This is a genomic window from Niameybacter massiliensis, from assembly GCF_001282685.1.
GTDB classification, from domain to species: domain Bacteria; phylum Bacillota; class Clostridia; order Lachnospirales; family Cellulosilyticaceae; genus Holtiella; species Holtiella tumoricola.
In genome coordinates this window covers 1,212,378-1,230,533 of record NZ_LN875035.1, presented here as the reverse complement: position 1 = coordinate 1,230,533, position 18,156 = coordinate 1,212,378, and the positions used below count along the sequence as shown (strand labels likewise).

General features: G+C 31.6%; 15 protein-coding genes. 12 read left to right on the top strand and 3 right to left on the bottom strand.

Annotation, left to right across the window (positions count from 1 at the left end; translation table 11 throughout):
* The first annotated feature begins 53 nt into the window (after positions 1–53).
* The gene (locus BN2390_RS11370) at positions 54–1,172 is read left to right on the top strand and encodes a YibE/F family protein (protein WP_082238759.1); all 1,119 of its coding nucleotides are present in this window, start codon (positions 54–56) and stop codon (positions 1,170–1,172) included.
* A gap of 375 nt (positions 1,173–1,547) precedes the next feature.
* Entirely contained in the window at positions 1,548–3,143 is a 1,596-nt protein-coding gene (locus tag BN2390_RS11365) for a GGDEF domain-containing protein (protein WP_053984467.1), read from the top strand.
* A gap of 79 nt (positions 3,144–3,222) precedes the next feature.
* On the opposite strand, the gene BN2390_RS11360 is transcribed toward BN2390_RS11365, so the two are convergent.
* On the bottom strand, positions 3,223–3,915 hold the full coding sequence (locus BN2390_RS11360; protein ID WP_053984466.1) for a Crp/Fnr family transcriptional regulator: 693 nt from the start codon (positions 3,913–3,915) through the stop codon (positions 3,223–3,225).
* Between the two features lie 161 nt (positions 3,916–4,076).
* Between BN2390_RS11360 and BN2390_RS11355 the strand changes: the two genes are divergently transcribed.
* A complete protein-coding gene (locus BN2390_RS11355; RefSeq protein ID WP_053984465.1) occupies positions 4,077–5,522 on the top strand; it encodes an SLC13 family permease in 1,446 nt (481 codons plus the stop codon).
* 99 nt (positions 5,523–5,621) lie between these two features.
* Here the strand turns inward: BN2390_RS11355 and BN2390_RS11350 are convergent, their stop codons facing one another.
* Positions 5,622–6,287, bottom strand: coding sequence for a GntR family transcriptional regulator (locus BN2390_RS11350; RefSeq protein ID WP_053984464.1), 666 nt, complete (start codon positions 6,285–6,287; stop codon positions 5,622–5,624).
* A 185-nt stretch (positions 6,288–6,472) separates the two neighbouring features.
* Here BN2390_RS11350 and BN2390_RS11345 point away from each other — a divergent pair, with 185 nt between their 5' ends.
* The 6 genes from BN2390_RS11345 to BN2390_RS11320 all read left to right on the top strand — a co-directional run bounded on the left by BN2390_RS11345 (position 6,473) and on the right by BN2390_RS11320 (position 13,596).
* Positions 6,473–7,597: an ABC transporter ATP-binding protein gene (locus BN2390_RS11345; RefSeq protein WP_053984463.1), complete on the top strand. Its 1,125-nt coding sequence runs from the start codon at positions 6,473–6,475 to the stop codon at positions 7,595–7,597.
* Positions 7,598–9,175: an ABC transporter permease/substrate-binding protein gene (locus BN2390_RS11340; protein ID WP_053984462.1), complete on the top strand. Its 1,578-nt coding sequence runs from the start codon at positions 7,598–7,600 to the stop codon at positions 9,173–9,175. It abuts the gene before it with no gap.
* 458 nt (positions 9,176–9,633) lie between these two features.
* A complete protein-coding gene (locus BN2390_RS11335; protein WP_053984461.1) occupies positions 9,634–9,852 on the top strand; it encodes a DUF5348 domain-containing protein in 219 nt (72 codons plus the stop codon).
* A gap of 140 nt (positions 9,853–9,992) precedes the next feature.
* Positions 9,993–10,661 carry a sigma factor gene (locus tag BN2390_RS11330; RefSeq protein ID WP_053984460.1) on the top strand — a complete coding sequence of 223 codons (669 nt, stop codon included), beginning with the start codon at positions 9,993–9,995 and terminating at the stop codon, positions 10,659–10,661.
* Between the two features lie 7 nt (positions 10,662–10,668).
* A complete protein-coding gene (locus BN2390_RS11325) occupies positions 10,669–11,856 on the top strand; it encodes an anti-sigma factor domain-containing protein (RefSeq protein ID WP_053984459.1) in 1,188 nt (395 codons plus the stop codon).
* A gap of 114 nt (positions 11,857–11,970) precedes the next feature.
* Positions 11,971–13,596, top strand: coding sequence for a CehA/McbA family metallohydrolase domain-containing protein (locus BN2390_RS11320; protein ID WP_053984458.1), 1,626 nt, complete (start codon positions 11,971–11,973; stop codon positions 13,594–13,596).
* A gap of 69 nt (positions 13,597–13,665) precedes the next feature.
* Here BN2390_RS11320 and BN2390_RS11315 read toward each other — a convergent pair whose 3' ends face one another.
* Positions 13,666–14,826 carry a sensor histidine kinase gene (locus BN2390_RS11315; RefSeq protein ID WP_053984457.1) on the bottom strand — a complete coding sequence of 387 codons (1,161 nt, stop codon included), beginning with the start codon at positions 14,824–14,826 and terminating at the stop codon, positions 13,666–13,668.
* 176 nt (positions 14,827–15,002) lie between these two features.
* Between BN2390_RS11315 and BN2390_RS11310 the strand changes: the two genes are divergently transcribed.
* The 3 genes from BN2390_RS11310 to BN2390_RS11300 all read left to right on the top strand — a co-directional run bounded on the left by BN2390_RS11310 (position 15,003) and on the right by BN2390_RS11300 (position 18,085).
* Positions 15,003–15,182, top strand: coding sequence for a (2Fe-2S)-binding protein (locus tag BN2390_RS11310; protein WP_053984456.1), 180 nt, complete (start codon positions 15,003–15,005; stop codon positions 15,180–15,182).
* Positions 15,183–15,380: 198 nt separating this feature from the next.
* Positions 15,381–17,147 (top strand): helicase-related protein, encoded by a 1,767-nt coding sequence (locus tag BN2390_RS11305; protein WP_053984455.1) that lies wholly within the window; start codon positions 15,381–15,383, stop codon positions 17,145–17,147.
* A 110-nt stretch (positions 17,148–17,257) separates the two neighbouring features.
* Positions 17,258–18,085 carry a hypothetical protein gene (locus BN2390_RS11300; RefSeq protein ID WP_053984454.1) on the top strand — a complete coding sequence of 276 codons (828 nt, stop codon included), beginning with the start codon at positions 17,258–17,260 and terminating at the stop codon, positions 18,083–18,085.
* Positions 18,086–18,156 lie beyond the last annotated feature (71 nt).

Genomic DNA, 18,156 nt, shown 5'->3' with positions numbered 1-18,156 from the left:
AAGGGGATGTTGCGAAACATTCCCTTTGTTTATGGATGGACGAAGGAGATAGGATGAAGTATAGACAGTGGATTGTAGGTGTATTGATTATTATATTTGCTCTTTTTTTATATCAATTTAATCAAGCTGAAAAGGTAGAGTTATCTAATACATCAGGAAGAACATTTGAAAAGGCAAAGGTTGTTGAGGTTGTAAAAGATAATTTACAAGAAGATGGCTCTAGAATGGGGCAGCAAATTGTAAAGCTTAAACTTCTAACAGGGGATAAAAAGGGAGATATTGTAGAAGCCACAAGTTTTTCAGGTTACTTATATGGCGCAGACTGTACAGTAGGCTTACGTGTCATTGCACAAGTAAGTGTGTATCAAGATATTGTAGTAGCTTCTGTTTATAATTATGATAGAGAGAATATGCTGTATTTAATTGTGGCATTATTTATAGGAAGTATTTGGCTCATTGGAGGGCGTAAAGGTCTTCACTCTGTGATGGGATTGATTTTTACTTTTATATGTATTGTTTTTCTTTATATACCTATGCTGTATAAGGGATATTCACCGTTTTGGTCAGCAGTTATCGTAGTTGTATTAACAACTATAGTTAGTCTCTACCTAATAGGAGGTACAACTTATAAAACCTTGTCGGCAATATTAGGAACGATAGGCGGTGTAGTAATAGCAGGTGTATTTGCTATGCTCTTTGGAGCACTAACCCATATTTCAGGTAATAATGTAGGGGATATTGAAGAATTGGTGTTTATCAGTAGTGCAACAGACTTACAGGTGTCAGGATTATTATTTTCAGGTATACTCATTTCTTCTTTAGGAGCAGTTATGGATGTAAGTATGTCTATTGCTTCAACCATACAAGAAATTTATTCGCAAAATCCTATATTAGAGAGAAAAGATCTATTTAGATCAGGTATGCGTGTAGGAAGGGACATGATGGGTACAATGTCTAATACTCTTATTTTGGCCTTTACAGGTGGTTCAATCAATACGTTAATTTTTATTTATGCCTATAGTATGCAGTATCACCAAGTAATGAATATGTACGATATAGGTATTGAAATCTTACAAGGAGTTACAGGAAGTTTAGGTGTTGTTCTAACAGTACCAATGGTATCCTTAATTGCAGCTTGTTTGATTCCAAAAGAAAAACAAGAGAGTATCTAAATAAAAGTAGCAAGGTAGGTCACAAATAGGTGATAGACCTTGCTATTTTTTATATAACATTTTTATTTAAGATGTATTCGTTACATAGGTGGTGCTAAAGCTACTTGATTTTTATCCATTCTATCTACCTTCTTTCTGTGAAAGATAGGTTGCTTAACTACAATAATATATCAAGTAAGGAAGAGGTTTTTGGTAAAATTTAAACTATTTTAAAAAATAAAACAATGATATAAGTATAGAAATGAAGTGATAGGAGTTTGGATTTATAGAAGATTATTTTAAAAGATAATAATTATTATGGACTATTTACTCATTAAGGTATATAATTTTTTATTGCGATTAACGATAGGCAATTTCACCTAGGGAGAACAATAAATGAATAAAAAATATCTTAAATATATAGGTATCAATATTATAATATTAGCAATTATTGTAGGCGCTTTTGAAGTTAAAATAAGGATAAATCAGTTTCAAGATGAAAAGATTTTGGCTAAGGAGACAGTACATTTGTCACTAGCTACAAAAGAGGCAAGAGTTGAAGAAAGAGAGCGATTAATTGATTTACTAAATGAATTAGTCTATATAGGTGAAGAGAGTAAGGCTAGGCTTTTAAATCTAATATCTATGATTTATTTCCAAGACTATGAATATAATATAGGCTTAGAATATGCAGTGCAATCACTTAAGGTATCAGAGCATAATAAAGATGAGTTTAGGATAGCTAAAAGTCTTATAGATATAGCCAATGTATGTGCTGAACTTGGAGGGACAGGATTTGCTGAAAATCTTATTATACAAGCGTTAGAAATGCCCATTACAGACCCAATTAAAGATGCAAGAGTGAAAGAATATGGTTATATTAAGTTAGCAGATATTTATTCTAAAGTTAATAGAAGTGATGAAGCTATTGAATACATCAATAAATCCTATGAGTTTGTAAATAGGAATGAAAATGAATATGAAATGAAAATGTTGATAAGAAAAATAGTAACATCAAGAGCACTTTTTTATCAGGAGAATGTAGAAGAAGCAAAAAGAATTTTAGATGAAATACAACCTAACATAGAAAAAAGCACAGATATTGCCAATTTAGTTATACCTTACTTAGGGATGAGAATTAAAGTTGACTTATATGAAGGTTATTTAGATAAAGCGTTGAATATGGGATATAGGCTTTTTGAAATTTGTGAACAAGAAGGAGCTATAGATATTCAAATTAATCATATGACACATATTATAGAACAAATTCACTCTCTTTATGTAGAAGAAGATCAAAAAGAGACAAAAGAAATATTAGATAATCTAGAAAAGATATTACTTAGAAAATATGATGAACTTATAAAAAGCAAGAATGAAAAAACAGTAAAGTTTATTCTAAGTAGGTATGAAGATAATTTTAGATACTTAGAATATGCAGATAAACTACGTACCAATATGTTTAAAAATATTATTATAGGTATTGTAGCGGTTGTTGCAACAGGCATTATAGGGGTTATTCTTAAGCGTTTAGCTAGACAAAATGCAAAAGATAGTTTAACACAAATTTATAATAGAGGTAAATTTGATGAAACCTACAAGAAAATGTTACAGAAGAAGGATTTAATAGGTCTCCTAGTTATTGATATTGATTATTTTAAAAAGATTAATGATAACTATGGACATGCCCATGGCGATCATGTTTTAAAGACAGTTGCACAGCTATTAGAAAAAAACTTGATACCTGGAACACAAGTCTTTAGATATGGTGGAGAGGAATTTTGTATATTGAGTAGAAATGTGGATCACAATAAAATAATACAACTAGGGCATGAGTTAAGAGAGAAAGTAGAAGCCCTCAGCTGGAATCAACCATTAAATGTAACCATAAGTATAGGTATTAGTTTTAGTGATAAAGCGCAAGATTTATTTAAAAGTGCAGATGAAAAAATGTATGAATCCAAACAAAAGGGTAGAAATCGTGTAACGTATTAAAAGTATAAAATAATTAGAGAGCCCCCTATATTTTCGATTAAAATATAGGGGGCTTTTTTTATATCAGGAGGTGTTAGAGCTATAAGATAATATTTTCAGAACCTTGATTAGCAGGACTTGCCATAGTAGTCAATGTTTTTATATCTTCAATAATTGTATTATGACCGGATTTTGTAATAAAGCCAAATTGTTTGAAGTTAGCCATAATACGCGAAACGGTAACATAATGAACGCCCAGATATTTAGCCATTTCTACATAAGTAAAGTGTTTATCGACGATATAAGCGCCGTTTTTATAAATAGCTAACTCAATGAGAAGATGGGCAAGACGCTCAGTTGTATCACATTCTTTAGAAGAATGTAGATGGTTGAGGATAGAGAGATAATGATTAGATAAAGAAAAATTAAAATAGCGAGCAATTTCTATATTAGAATCCATAAGCTCAGCAACTTTATTGAAACTCAATCTAGAAATAGTGCAATCTGTTTTAGCATAGACATGATAATTAACAGTATGGTGAATAGGTTGGTCTTGTTTGCTTTCAACAGCATGAAAACGTACACATCCGATAATATCACCTTCTTGAAAGTAATAATAAATAATTTCTTTACCGCATTTGGTATAGCGAATGAGTGCACAGATACCATCTAGAAGACAATAAACAGAATTAGTACCATAGCTTTCTGTTGTAAAGCAATGTCCTTTAGGAATTTCCATAATTGTACCGCTTGAATAAAGTTGCTTAAAGCATTCCTTGGATAATGAACTCATGATGTATGCTCCTTAGTTGAAAAATATCGGACTTTATAAATAAATTATATCAAATATAATCTATAAAAGTATAGCATATGCTATATTTCTCTTGTTGTAAGAGTGTTATATTTATAACAAAGTGATGTTATAAATATAACAAATAAGGAAAGGGAAGAAATATGAGCAGTCAAAAGATAAAAAGTACTTATGGTTTACATGTAATAATCAGCGCAATCATTCTTTTAGTATTTTGGTTAATGCCACCTATTGCACCGGTAACGCCATTGGGAATGAGAATTCTAGGGATTTTGTTCAGTGTTATTTATGCATGGATGTTTATTGATACCATATGGCCTAGCTTAATCGGGATTATTTTACTAGGTATATCAGGTTACATGCCAGTTGATAAAGCTATTACTACAGCTTTAGGTAATCCGCTGGTAAATATGATTCTTTATATTATGATTTTAACAGGGGCTATCTCAGAAGCAGGACTTTGTGATTATGTTGCAAAGTGGTTCCTTACACGTAAAATCAATAATGGAAGACCTTGGGTATTTACAACAATGATTTTAGTAGCCTCTTATGTTTTAAGTGTAATGACTCTTGTAACCTCATCATTATTCTTATTGTATCCAATTCTTTATAGTATGTTTGAACAATTCAAACTAAAAAAGGAAGATGCGTACGTAAAGATTTTATTAATAAGTGTAGCAATGGCAGGGACACTTGGGTTTGCAACAACTCCTTATAAAGGAGCTTTGCCAGCCATGTTCAATAACTATGCAAATATAACTGGAACAAGCATCGACTACTTTCCATATATGGTAGTTGCAGTGATTCTTTCGTTGGTCTCTATTTTAGCAATGGTTGTTGTAATTAAATATATTTTAAGACCAGATATTTCAGCTATTAAAAATATTAATTATGAGCAACTTAATAAAGAGCCACTACAACCTCTTACAAAGAAACAAATGATTCTTCTTGATGCATTAGTTTTCTATATGATATGGGTACTTATGCCATCTATTTTACCACAAGGTGTCGTGCGTGACTTCATGAATAATATGCAAAATGGTATAGCGATTTTACTTGTAGCACTTGGGTGCGCATTAAAAATAGAGGGAGAACCCATTATTCATTTTCAAAAGGTTATCTCTAAGTATGCAGCATGGTCAGTTATACTCATTGTAGCATCAGCTATTTGTATAGGAAATGCATTAACAGCAGAAGGCACGGGAATCATTCCATTACTCGAACAAATTACTCAACCTATTTTTGAAGGCAAGAGTATATTAGTCTTTACAATTTTAATGATTGTGATAAGCTTTGTACTCACAAATCTTTGCAACAACATGGTAATTGGTATGCTTATGATACCAATATTCTATCTCTTTACACAGCAAATGAATACATCAAGTTTGCCAATTGCTATTCTTGTATTCTTTATCACGTGTATTGCAATGATTACACCATCAAGTTCACCAGTAGGTGCAATTTTGCATGGGAATAGCCAGTGGCTATCTGCTAAAGATATTTATAAGTATGCAACCGTATTTTGTGTAGCTACATTACTTGTAACCATTATTGTAGGTTTACCAGTTGTAAACCTCATTGTAGGATAATGTATTGAAAAGAGAACATAAAATATTTTAAGTTAGAATAGGATTAAAGATAAAAAGAGTAATAGATGCAATAAAAGGCATCTATTACTCTTTTTGTCTTTAATTACATGTATGTGGACCGAATTTTATAAAAGATTTAGCAACTTCAATATGTGTTTCATCACAGACGATATTAAGAATATCATTTGGTTGGAATACATGAAATGGACCTGGTGAGAGAATACGTTCATTTTGTTTAGTAATAGATACAATAGTAGCATGAGTATATTTGAAAAATTGAGTTTCACTAATGCTTTTACCAATTACAAAATCTTCCTCACTTAATGTTAATTTAATTGTATCAATATGATCACTTAAATCTTCAGGAGCATTTAAAGAGAGGGTGCGTTCGTATTTAAGGGTATATTCTAAAATTGTATTAAGGTGCAAATTAATTTGTAATTCTAACTCATTTTTTTGTTTTTGAAGATCGAGTATCTTTTGATGAAGTAAATTAATATTAATTTGTGTATCATACTTTTCAATAAACATATAAGCCATATCTTTAGACTTAATAACAATTCCACTTTTCTCATTTACTTCTACTACATCCATATCTCTTAAAAGAAAAATAGATTTTCTAATAGTTTCAGGAGATACGCTGTATTTGCTAGACAGGGTAGAACGGCCCTTGATTTTCTCACCTACAGCATAAGTATCATTCAAGATATTATGTGCGATATCAATAGCGATACTAGTATATCTAGGTATATTTGGTTTACTCATAAAAATTCCTCTTTTAAATTATATATATTTATTTATAAGTAGTATAGCATATTTTGTGGAGAATACTATAGGTGACGTATCTAAGAGCGGGAAACGATTTGACAAACTAACAACTTTAGATTAACATTAAATTGTTAAAACTGAAAACTTAACAAAAATATAAAGTTGTAAGAAGGGGGATATGAATGATAGAATTTATAGATGTATGTAAAAAGTACAAAGGAACAACGGTTATTGATGGATTTAATTTAAAAATTGAAAAAGGAAATATTGTTGCATTAATTGGTGAAAGTGGATCAGGAAAAACAACACTTCTTAAGATGATTAACAGATTAATAAAGTTATCTGAAGGACAAATAGTCGTTAATGGGACAGATATAGGAACTTGGGATCCAATTGAATTAAGAAGAAAGATAGGATATGTAATTCAGCAACATGGTTTATTTCCACATATGACTATAAAAGAAAATATACAGATTATTCCTCAATTGTTGGGGAAGAGGGGAGAATTTTTAGAAGCTAAAACTAAAGCGTTATTAGAATTAGTAGGATTAGATCCAAAGGTATTTATAGATAGATATCCAGCTCAGCTATCGGGGGGCCAGCAACAAAGAGTAGGAGTAGCTAGAGCTTTGATTACGGATCCAGAAATTATTTTAATGGATGAACCATTTTCTGCCCTAGACCCTATGACCAGGTCAGATTTACAAGATCAATTATTAAATATACAAGAAGAGTTTAATAAGACAATTGTATTTGTAACTCATGACATGGATGAAGCCATTAAGTTGGCGGACAAAATATGTATTTTAAGAAATGGGAAGATTCTACAGTATGATACACCTGAAAATATATTAAAACATCCTAATGGAGAATATGTTGAGCAATTTATAGGAAAAGGAAAAATATGGAACAATCCAGCACTTATAAAACCTATTGATGCCGCAATTGCAAATCCAGGTACCATTAGTAAAAAAAGAACAGTTCTACAGGCTATGGAAACTATGAGAGAAAAGAAAATAGATGGATTATTAGTGGTGGATAAAGATAAAGTTCTATTAGGCTATGTAAGTCTAAGTAAATTGAAGAAAATAGAACATGGGCAATTAACTATAGAACAAGTAATGAGTAGTGATGTTCCCACTATAGATGAGAACGGTACGCTAATAGATGTAGTAGATCAGTTTAGTAATACACAATTGGGGTATTTGGCTATTGTTGATGAGGAGGATAGATTGAAAGGACTTATTACAAGAAGTAGTTTGCTGTCACTGCTTGGTTCACAATTTATAGAAAAGGGAGATGAGTAGATGCAAGAATTTATAAATACATTAATTATGAAGAAAGAAGAGCTATTTTTATTATGTATAGAGCATATTCAACTAACAGCTGTTGCAATTATAATGAGTGTACTTATAGGTGTTTGTTTAGGGATTTTTATTACTAAAAATAAAAAAATGGCTAGCATAGTTATAGGAGTAGCGAATCTGATGCAATCTATACCTTCATTGGCGATTTTAGGTTTTCTAATACCCATAGTGGGTATTGGTGCAAAGCCAGCTATTATAATGGTTATTTTATACTCTATCTTACCAATTGTAAAAAATACGTATACTGCATTGATGAATATTAATCCTGATACTATAGAAGCAGCAAAAGGAATTGGAATGACACCTAGACAAATTTTAATAAAAATAAAAATTCCTTTGGCAATGCCAGTTATTATGGCTGGGGTTAGAATTGCATCTGTTACAGCTGTAGGGCTGATGACTATTGCGGCATTTGTTGGTGCAGGTGGTCTTGGTTATTTAGTATTTTCAGGAATTCAAACGGTTAACAATCATTTAATTTTATTAGGAGCTATACCAGCAGCTATTCTAGCATTACTTATGGATTATGTAATTGGAGTAATAGAAAAAAGTGTAACACCTAATGGAATTAAAGGAAGCAATGGAGAGTTGATTATTAAAAATTCAAAGAAAACTCCTAAAACCGTAATAGTAATATTAATAATTATAGGATTAAGTGTAGGAATACTAGGTAAGGTAAATTTTGTGAAAACAACAGGAAAAGATACAATAGTAATAGGTTCTAAAAACTTTACGGAACAACTTATAGTTGGTTCTATGTTAGCTTATCTGATTGAAGAAGAAACGGATTTGAATGTAGAGACTAAATTAAATTTAGGAGGTACCCAGGTAGCATTCGGAGCTCTAAAAAAGGGGGATATAGATCTCTATGTAGATTATACAGGGACGATGCTAGTTAATGTATTAGGTGAAGAAAATATTTATAACACACCTGAAGAAATGTATACTAGAGTTAAAGAACAATATAGAGAGAAGTTTGGAATAGAAACTTTACCAACGTTAGGATTTAATAATACTTATGCACTTGCAGTTAGACCAGATACTAAGGAAAAATATAATTTAAAAACTATATCAGATTTGAAAGCTATTGAGAAAGAGTTAATAGCAGGAACAACTATTGAATTTGCAAATAGAATAGATGGTTTAATAGGAGTTCAAGAAGTTTATGATTTAAATTTTAAAGAAGTTAAAGCAGTAGATGGTGCTTTAAGATATAGTGCTATTGATAGTGGAGAGAGTGATGTTATAGATGTCTTTAAAACGGATGGGCTAGTTGAAGAGTTTGATTTAGTAGTATTAGAAGATGACAAAAACTTTTTTGCTCCGTATTATGCAGTACCTTTAGTGAGAGAGGATACACTTATAAAATATCCTGAACTTGAAAAAGTCCTAGAGACCTTAACAGGTCAAATTACAGATCAGGATATGATGCAGCTTAACTATAGGGTAGATGTACAAGGAAAGGCACCAGAAAAGGTTGCACATGATTTTTTAGTAGAAAGAGGATATATTAAATAGATAGAAAAAGGACAGTTGTGTAGCGAACTCAATAGATTAGTTCACAACTGCCCTTTTTGCGTTTACACATTCAATTTAGAATAGCATGCTATTTCAATAATAATAGAGCTTTTTATGCTATAATAATTTAAAAATTATTTATAGAGTATATAATGCAAAGATACAAGTTAATAGTTAGATATACAAAAGTGAGAGGAATTCATAGAGGAGAGATTTGTTAAATATAATTATTTTAAAGTGAATAAGCAGTTCTGTTTAAATATGAAAAATACTAGACGTACTGTTTTTAGATAGATAATGAAAGAAGTTAGTGAAAGGACTTTGGCAAGGAGCTAAGAAACCTTGGTGAAAATAGTTCAGATAAGTTGTTATATAAGTTAAGAAATTTAGATATAGCCAAAAGGGCACTCTAGTATTATAATAGCTTTAGCTATTTATACTATAAATGAGGTGACAAAATGAAAGAAGGTATGCTTTTCAGAAATGATCAAGGGTACTTTGGGTTAGATCAAGAGACTTATTGGGTTGGTGGTGAAGATATTACTATTTTTGAGGAAGATGAACAAGAATGGTTAGAAGGAAAAGTTGAGGAAGATGAATTTGGAGAATACTATTTTACAGATGGTTTCTTAGTTATCTACCTATATGAAGGTCTGCCAGCACGAGCAGATAAATAGAGCGAAAGCCTGAAGTACTCATGGAAGGGTATTTCAGGCTTTTTTATATATTTAAGAAAAAAGAGTACCCAATGACAAAACATGAAATGTATTTTATAGTATAAGGGAGATATTTTATTCTTGAAGAAGTGAGGAAGTTTATGCAGATCAATATTAGTGTACATAATAAAATTTATACTGATGCAGATGATTTGATTGAAGATTATATCCCCTTTATTGTTAAGGTTATATCCTCAATTACACATCGCTATGTATCTATAGAAAATGATGAAGAATTTAGTATTGGATTAAGTTCTTTTTATGAGGCCATTTGTAAATATGATGCTCATAAAGGAGACTTTCTTCCATTTGCTCAATTGGTTATTAGAAGTCGTCTTTTAAATTACTTAAATAGCGAAAAGAAGCATGCAATTTTGGATTCACTAGATACAGAACAAGCTATTAATATAGGACAATTAAAAGTAGAGTATTTAGAGACAACTTTAGATGGTGTAGATCTAGTAGCTGAAGAAGTGCAGGTGCTTACAACAGTTTTACAAGATTTTAAGTTTGATTTAGTTTCATTATGTACAGAAGCACCTAAGCATGAAAAGACGCGTACGAATGCTATTGATATTAGTGAAAAAGTAAGTAAAGATCAACCTCTTGTGGATTTGATGTACCTAAAAAAACGGCTACCCATAACAAGGATTTCTCTTAAATACAATATTACTCAGAAAATCCTTAAAGGAAGTAAAAAATTTATTATTACGGTGATTATTATTTTTGATAAAAATCTTCGTAATCTAAAATTATGGATAAGAAAGTAGGTGTATTATGTTAAAAAAAGGTGTTATTATGTCTATTTCCTCATCCTATGCGGTTGTTATGGAAAAGGGAGGGCAATTCCATCGTATTCAATTAAAAGAAGATATGCAGGTTGGACAAAGAATCTTTTTTATAGATGAAGATATTATTACTTATACATCTCCACGTATTTGTAAGCCAAGTACATTAGTCGCATTGGCAGCAGCTTTTCTTCTTGTACTCCTTCCTATTTTTTATACCATTCAGGTTCCAGTTGCAGTTGTGTCGTTGGATATCAATCCAAGTATTGAGCTTTTAATTAATAAACAAGGAGTAGTTAAGAAAATCATTGATAAAAATCAAGATAGTATGGAGTTAGAATTAAAAGGGTTAAAGGGACAGCCTTTAGAGCGTGCACTTAATACATTAAGTGAGGAGTTGGAACGTAAAGGGTTTAAATCAGTAGAAGACTTTATTCTTGTAAGCTATGCAGACTTAAAAGGCAACTCACTTGATCTAGGTGGACTTCTTTCAATCTATATGGAAGAAAGCTTTAAAAATGCTCATATTGTTTACTTGCCTAGTGATAAACAAGTGTATACACTTTCACAAAAGGACGCAATAAGTCTAGGGCGATATAGCGCAGGTATTTTGTTAGAGGAAAAATCAGAAGATGTTGATTTTAGAAATATGGATATACCAAGTCTAATCCAGTACATTGAAGAGATGGATGAGGAGAGTCAGACTGATGACTGGGATGATGAGAGAGATGATGTAGAAGAAGATGATGATATAGAAAAAGATGATGTAGTTGATGCAATGAATAATCTTAATCATTTAGGTAATGGAGCAAGTACGAACATAAAAGATAAGATAAATAATCAGAATAAAGACAAGGATAAAGACAAGGATAAAGATAAAGATAAAGATAAAGATAAAGATAAAGAAGATGATGATAAGGAAGATGAAATAAAGGACAAAGATAAAGAAGATGATGATAAGAAAGATGAAATAAAAGACAAAGATAAAGAAGATGATGATAAGAAAGATGAAATAAAAGATAAAGACAAAGATAAAGACAAAGAAGATGATGATAAAGAAAATGAAATAAAAGATAAAGAAGATGATGAAATAGGGGGAAATGATAAAGATAAGGACAAAGATAATGGCAATGAAGAAGGTGATGACGAGGACGATGATAATGAAGAAGATGACTAAACTTTAATTTGTGTTTAACATAAGTTTAACCTAATCCCTATAAATTCTTAACTTAGATATCATATTATACACCCAGGCAAAATAAGACTAGAATGATTTACTGGAGGAATTAATATGACTAAAAATAGAAAATTTGTTGTAGCAATGTCACTAGCAACAATGATGATTATGCAAGGTGCAGTACCCCTATTTGCAAAAAGTACAGATGGGCAATGGATGAGTGGAGAATATCATCTTCATACAACTCAATCCAAAGACGCAGGTGAGAAGGTTACAATAACAGAACATATACTAGATGCAGCATTTAAGGAGATTAATCTTGAATCAGAAGGTTGGAGCAAGGCAGCAGCTTGGGAACTCCCAACACAAGCAACAGATGCAGAGGGGGCAGCTTTTGATTACTTAGTACTTGCAGACCATTTAAGACCATCTTTTAGAAATCCAGAGGGTATGGCGCAAGATCTTGCATTTTATCAAGGTTTACAACAACAGATTGCTAAGATCAAGGAACTTCAAGCTGAAGGAAAATATGAAGGTAAATTAATCTTTACAGGATTTGAGTGGGATATGCTAGGACTTGATCATGCTGCAGTAGGGATTGTTGCAGCGAACGAAGAAGAAATGATAGAGGGGATTAAAGCCTTTGAATATTTCTTTAGTAAAGAAACAAAAGATACTTATTTTACAAGTGAAGATGTAGAAAAATATGGTGAGCGCCATAATGAAAATACAAAAGAAAATACATTTAGAGCAGTACAATGGTTAAAAGATAACTATCCAAACAGCTATGTACTTATTAATCACCCTGCACGTAAAGATGGTGGAGAAGCAGAACTTAAAATAGAGTATATCCGTAAAATGAACGATATTGCGCCAAATATTGTATTTGGTTTTGAAGGTATTTTAGGAAATCAAATGTCTAATGATGGTAGAGGTGAAAGTAAAGAAGTATACGGTGGTGCAGATGGTATGTTAGCTGAAGTAGGTGGTATGTGGGATGCATTACTTGGAGAAGGAAGAAGATTCTTCACTTTTGCTAATTCAGATTTCCATTTTAAAGTGAGAAAAGATCCTACAGGTGGATCATATAGTGGATATTGGCCAGGCGAATACTCAAGAAACTACACATGGGTAGAAGGTGATAGAATGAACGACCTTGCAGATGCTTTACGTTCAGGTAAATCATTTGCAGTCACAGGTGACTTAATTGATACTTTAGACTTTACTGCAAAGGGAAAAACAGAAAAAGTGGAGATGGGTAGTACCTTAAAAGTTCAAAAAGGTGAAGAAGTGACTATTACAGTTCGTTTCAAAAGTCCAGAGGTAAACAACTATCAAACTATTTTTGGAACAGATACAGAAACAACCAATAAGGTGGCTGTAGACCATATTGATCTCATTTCCGGTGAAGTAACAGGGAAAGTGAGTCAAAGTAGCAAAGACTACACAAATCCTACCAATGAAACTACAAGAGTCATTCAAACATTTACAAGTGAAGATTGGACTACAGATGAAGAAGGATATAATACGCTTACATTTACAGTAAAAGCTGATAAAGATCGTTATTACAGATTAAGAGGTACCAATTTAGACATAAATGTAGAAGGCCAAACTGATGAAATGGGGAATCCATTAAGAGATGAAGTAAAAGAAAGACCATCTGCGGATTCTATCAACGACCATAACTATTCAGATTTATGGTTCTACAGTAATCCTATTTTTGTTGATGTACAAGGTTAATACATATTGAGCATAATAAAAAGGCAAGATGTGTTTCTAATTAGAAACGCTTCTTGCCTTTTAAAATGTCTAAAAAGTATGATTGGGAACTTGGATCTTGAAAGAAGTACCATTTGTAGAATCACTATTAATAATAAGTTTTCCATCAAGTTCTGCAATACGTGTAGAGATATTACTAAGTCCATAAGATTTGTTGGCAATATGAAAAGTATCTAGATTATCTGGGACAGCAAAACCAATTCCATTATCCATTAAGTTAATATAAATAAAATCATTAGCAGTATAAATACGAAGTATGATTTGTGTAGCTTTGGAGTATTTTTTTATATTATTAATCAGTTCTTGCATTATGCGATAGAGTGTTTTTTGCATATTAAGTGAAATCATATTGGAGTCAATATTATAGAAAAAACTGATGTTCATAGTTTCAATATCTAAAATAGAATAAATCATATTTTCTAATGCATCTTTAAAATCCATCTTCTCTAGAGGGGCAGGATTTAAGTCAAAAAGAATTTGGCGTACTTCTATAAGTGTTTGAGATAAATCTCTTTTTAAATTAGAAAGGAATTTTAGGCCTTGGTGCAAATCTTTGGTTATTACTGATTCACATATATCTATGTGCATTTTTGCACTAGCAATTTGTTGAGCGGGTCCATCATGTAAATCTCTTGCAATACGAAGTTTTTCGTTTTCGATACAAGTAATAAAGGAGATATATTGCTTAAAAGATCCATCTATACTATATTGATTATCAGTCTTATTTTCTTCATTAATAGTGATTAAGCTTGTCTGTAAATAAGATAGAGAAGCCATTAGTTGTCTTGCAACATTTTCGGCATTTTCAATAGTTGAGAGATTACGTTTAATATCTAATTCTAAGGAGTCACGTCGTCTTACTAAAGTGGACTCGGATTCCTCAGCTTTTAGAAGTTGAGCATGAATTTCACTAGCTTGTAGAAAAATAGCATGTAACTTTTTATGACCTTCAATAGAAAAATCTGAAGAAAGTACAGAGAGTTGGTTGCGTAATTGTCGATCTGCAAGTCTAAGTTTTTTTGTATATTGAAATAGGGAGGGGAGTTCTTTTTGTAGAGTAGTAAATTCTTGTTTTTTTTGTTCATATTCAGTTTTTAAAGTTTCTGAAATAGAAAGAATAGAATTTTTATTTTCCATAAGTGTATCGATAGTTTTTTGTAGTATTTCTAATATATAATCATTATTTATCATTTAGTTCTCCTGATAGTTTGTAAAGGCAAATTTAAAGTGGGCAATATAATAACATGTAGATAAAAGATAGTCAAGAGATATACTATCAAAATTAGTAAATAATAAATATTTAATGTATAATACAATAAATATGTAATAAAATAAAGGAGAAATAAGATACTAATAGGAGGTTTAAAATGGCTAACGTATGTTTATGTAAAGGTGTTTCAGAAGAAACGATTATAAAAGCTATTAAAGAAGGTGCTATAACCTTTGAGGCAGTAGGTGAAAAAACAGGTGCTGGTACAGGTGTTTGTCATGGTGCAAGATGTAAACAAACGATTGAAAGATTAATTGAAGAACATAAACAAAAATAATAAATCAGATGAAAATAAAAAAAGGAGATTACTTAGGTAATCTCTTTTTTTATTGGAATACCTACGTCAATTAAGGAATATGTTTTAAGACAAGCAACTTTTTTAATATTGGGTTTAATTGATAGAACTATTTATAAATAAAAAGCATATATAAGTTTAAAATAATCTTTATAAGGACAATGAACAGGGGTTGTTTTTATGAAAAAGAACAAGCAGGCAGACAAGGAATTTAAAATTCTAAAACAACAATTAGGTCAAATTAAAGAAATTGTGGCATATACAAGAGTTTCTCAGCTTTGGAGCCATGAAGCAGCAGTCCGTAAAAAATTAAAAGTTCTAGGGCAGATGAGGGGCAGTGGTATAAAAGAAATTGATGATATTTATGAAGGTTATAGAGAACTTTTAGATGATCTTTCAGAAAGATTACTACAAGATTATAATGTGAAAAATAAGCAAGATTATAAGCTTGCTGAAATCATAGCAGATAATCCGGAAGGGTATTTGAATTCAGGCATTATTACAATTCTGATGAAGACCCATATTCCTAAAAAAGTTGCAAAAGCTTTTGAAACACATTTTCCAGCCAATCCAAAGGATGAATATGTACTGACACGTACCATTAAGAGAAAAGTATATCTTCATTTAGGAGAGACAAATACAGGTAAAACTTATCATGCTCTACAAAGGCTTATGGAAAGTAAAAAAGGTATTTATCTTGCACCACTTCGTATATTAGCGTTAGAGATTTATGAACGCCTTAATGATGAGGGGGTAAAGTGCAATTTGCTTACTGGTGAAGAAGAGATTGACGTTGAAGGTGCAAATCATATTAGTTCAACAATTGAAAAGCTGCATATAGAAGAACGATATGATGTAGCTGTTATAGATGAGATTCAGATGATAGGAGATGCTCAGCGTGGTGCAGCATGGACAAGAGCGTTACTTGGATTACAATGTAAAGAACTGCATGTATGTGGTGCAAAAAATGCTGAAGCAATCCTTGTTAAAATACTAGAAGATTGTCTAGATGATATAGAAATTAAGACTTATGTAAGAAATGTACCCCTTGAAGTGGAAGAACAGTATTTTGATTTGCAAGGGGTTATGCCAGGAGATGCCCTTATTACTTTTTCTAAAAAACGTGTATTAGAACTTGCCAAAAGATATAAAGATCGTGGAATCAAGACCAGTATCATTTATGGAGATTTGCCACCAGAAGTGAGGAAGCTTCAGTATCAAGACTTTATTAGCAAAACAAATCAGCTCTTAGTTTCAACAGATGCTATAGGCATGGGTGTTAATTTACCTATTAGACGCATTGTATTTATGGATATTAAGAAGTTTGACGGTGATGAAGTTAGGTATTTAACTTCTCAGGAGGTCAAACAAATAGCAGGAAGAGCAGGGCGAAAAGGCATTTATGAAGTAGGTTATGTCAGTGCATCATGTGGTAGAAATGCTTTTGTTAAGGAGAGAATAGAATGCGAAGATGAACCAATACGAGAGGCTGTTATTGGTCCGAGTGAGGCTTTGCTTAAAATAGAAGAGTTACCACTTAAGGAAAAGTTAGCACTATGGGCAACGAGAGAGGAAAAGTCAAATCTTTATCGCAAGATGGATGTAAGGGATTATTTGATTATATTAGAGTTAGTCAAAAAATATCAACTTAGTGAACGTAAACAGTGGCGGCTTATGAAATTACCTTTTGATGTGGGCAATGAAGCATTATGTGATACTTTCCTTGATTTTGTAGAAGAGTATTTTATTAGAAAGGAGACATCACTTACAAAACCATCAGAGGGCGAAAGAGGCCTTAATTCTTTAGAAACTTATTATCAGAAAGTAAATCTTTATTATTCCTTTTCAAAAAGTTTTAAGCTAGATTTTGATGAAAAATGGGTATACGAAGAGCGTAGACGAATTAGTGAAAAAATTAATCAATTACTAGTAAATATAAGAATATGACTAAAGTCATACGAAGAAGGTGACTTTTAACACTAAAATAAGAAAGCTGATTTCTTTATACTTAACTTATAAATAAATTGATTTTAAATAGAAGTTAAGGGGAGATCAGAATGAAGCAAAATTTAAAGTTTATTGGAAAAGTAACAGCGATACATGTGATCACATACATTTTGTGTGGAATGTTTTTTTCTACAATATTTAATTATGAAGGGTTATTTGAATTAGGTAATGCAAAGTACTTTATGCGACCAGCATATGGGATAGGTGCAGTTATAGGACCTTTGGTACAGATAGTGAGAGGAGCTTTGTTTGGGTGTGTTTTGCTTTTAGTCAAAGATAGTTTTATAGGGAAGAAATATGGTGCTTTAAAATTATGGGCAGTCCTTGCTATTGTAGGTATTATTAATACACCTGGACCTGCGCCTTGTTCCATAGAAGGAATCATTTACACACAACTTCCTCTAGAATTCCACTTAAAAGGAGCACCAGAGATTCTCATACAAACTTTGTTATTTTCTTACTTTGTTACAAGAACTCAAAAGGCTACTAAGAAAAGTTTCGTGTCAGATAAGTATAAAACAGCTTGTCTAGCAATGATGATAACAGGCATAGGCTTTTCTTTATCAGGCATTGTATTAGCGCTTATTTTAAAAGTAGATATTATGGCAGGTATGGAAGATAAAATGGCTTTTGGAGTTATGGGGATCGCTATGATAATAGCTTTTGTTGCAACACAGTGGTATGTTCAAAATCAAAATACTTTTAATAAGGTGATTCATTTAATCATCTGTTATAGTGTATTAGCGATTCTTCCAACAGTATATAATTATATAGTAGATTCACCTTTTAAATCATCACTTGCTTTAGTAATAGGTGTCATTCCGACCATGATTATTGGTATTGTAGTATACAAACGTAATAAAGAGGTTATAAGTTAAAAAATGGAGGTCTATGGGACCTCCGTTTTTGTATTATTGAGCTATTTAATTGGTAGTACTAGTCACTGTGA

Coding starts and splice junctions, on each gene's coding strand:
- BN2390_RS11320 (WP_053984458.1), top strand. CDS start 11,971: ATGACTAAAAATAGAAAATTTGTTGTAGCAATGTCACTAGCAACAATG.
- BN2390_RS11325 (WP_053984459.1), top strand. CDS start 10,669: ATGTTAAAAAAAGGTGTTATTATGTCTATTTCCTCATCCTATGCGGTT.
- BN2390_RS11330 (WP_053984460.1), top strand. CDS start 9,993: ATGCAGATCAATATTAGTGTACATAATAAAATTTATACTGATGCAGAT.
- BN2390_RS11315 (WP_053984457.1), bottom strand. CDS start 14,826: ATGATAAATAATGATTATATATTAGAAATACTACAAAAAACTATCGAT.
- BN2390_RS11355 (WP_053984465.1), top strand. CDS start 4,077: ATGAGCAGTCAAAAGATAAAAAGTACTTATGGTTTACATGTAATAATC.
- BN2390_RS11365 (WP_053984467.1), top strand. CDS start 1,548: ATGAATAAAAAATATCTTAAATATATAGGTATCAATATTATAATATTA.
- BN2390_RS11305 (WP_053984455.1), top strand. CDS start 15,381: ATGAAAAAGAACAAGCAGGCAGACAAGGAATTTAAAATTCTAAAACAA.
- BN2390_RS11310 (WP_053984456.1), top strand. CDS start 15,003: ATGGCTAACGTATGTTTATGTAAAGGTGTTTCAGAAGAAACGATTATA.
- BN2390_RS11345 (WP_053984463.1), top strand. CDS start 6,473: ATGATAGAATTTATAGATGTATGTAAAAAGTACAAAGGAACAACGGTT.
- BN2390_RS11350 (WP_053984464.1), bottom strand. CDS start 6,287: ATGAGTAAACCAAATATACCTAGATATACTAGTATCGCTATTGATATC.
- BN2390_RS11370 (WP_082238759.1), top strand. CDS start 54: ATGAAGTATAGACAGTGGATTGTAGGTGTATTGATTATTATATTTGCT.
- BN2390_RS11360 (WP_053984466.1), bottom strand. CDS start 3,915: ATGAGTTCATTATCCAAGGAATGCTTTAAGCAACTTTATTCAAGCGGT.
- BN2390_RS11335 (WP_053984461.1), top strand. CDS start 9,634: ATGAAAGAAGGTATGCTTTTCAGAAATGATCAAGGGTACTTTGGGTTA.
- BN2390_RS11300 (WP_053984454.1), top strand. CDS start 17,258: ATGAAGCAAAATTTAAAGTTTATTGGAAAAGTAACAGCGATACATGTG.
- BN2390_RS11340 (WP_053984462.1), top strand. CDS start 7,598: ATGCAAGAATTTATAAATACATTAATTATGAAGAAAGAAGAGCTATTT.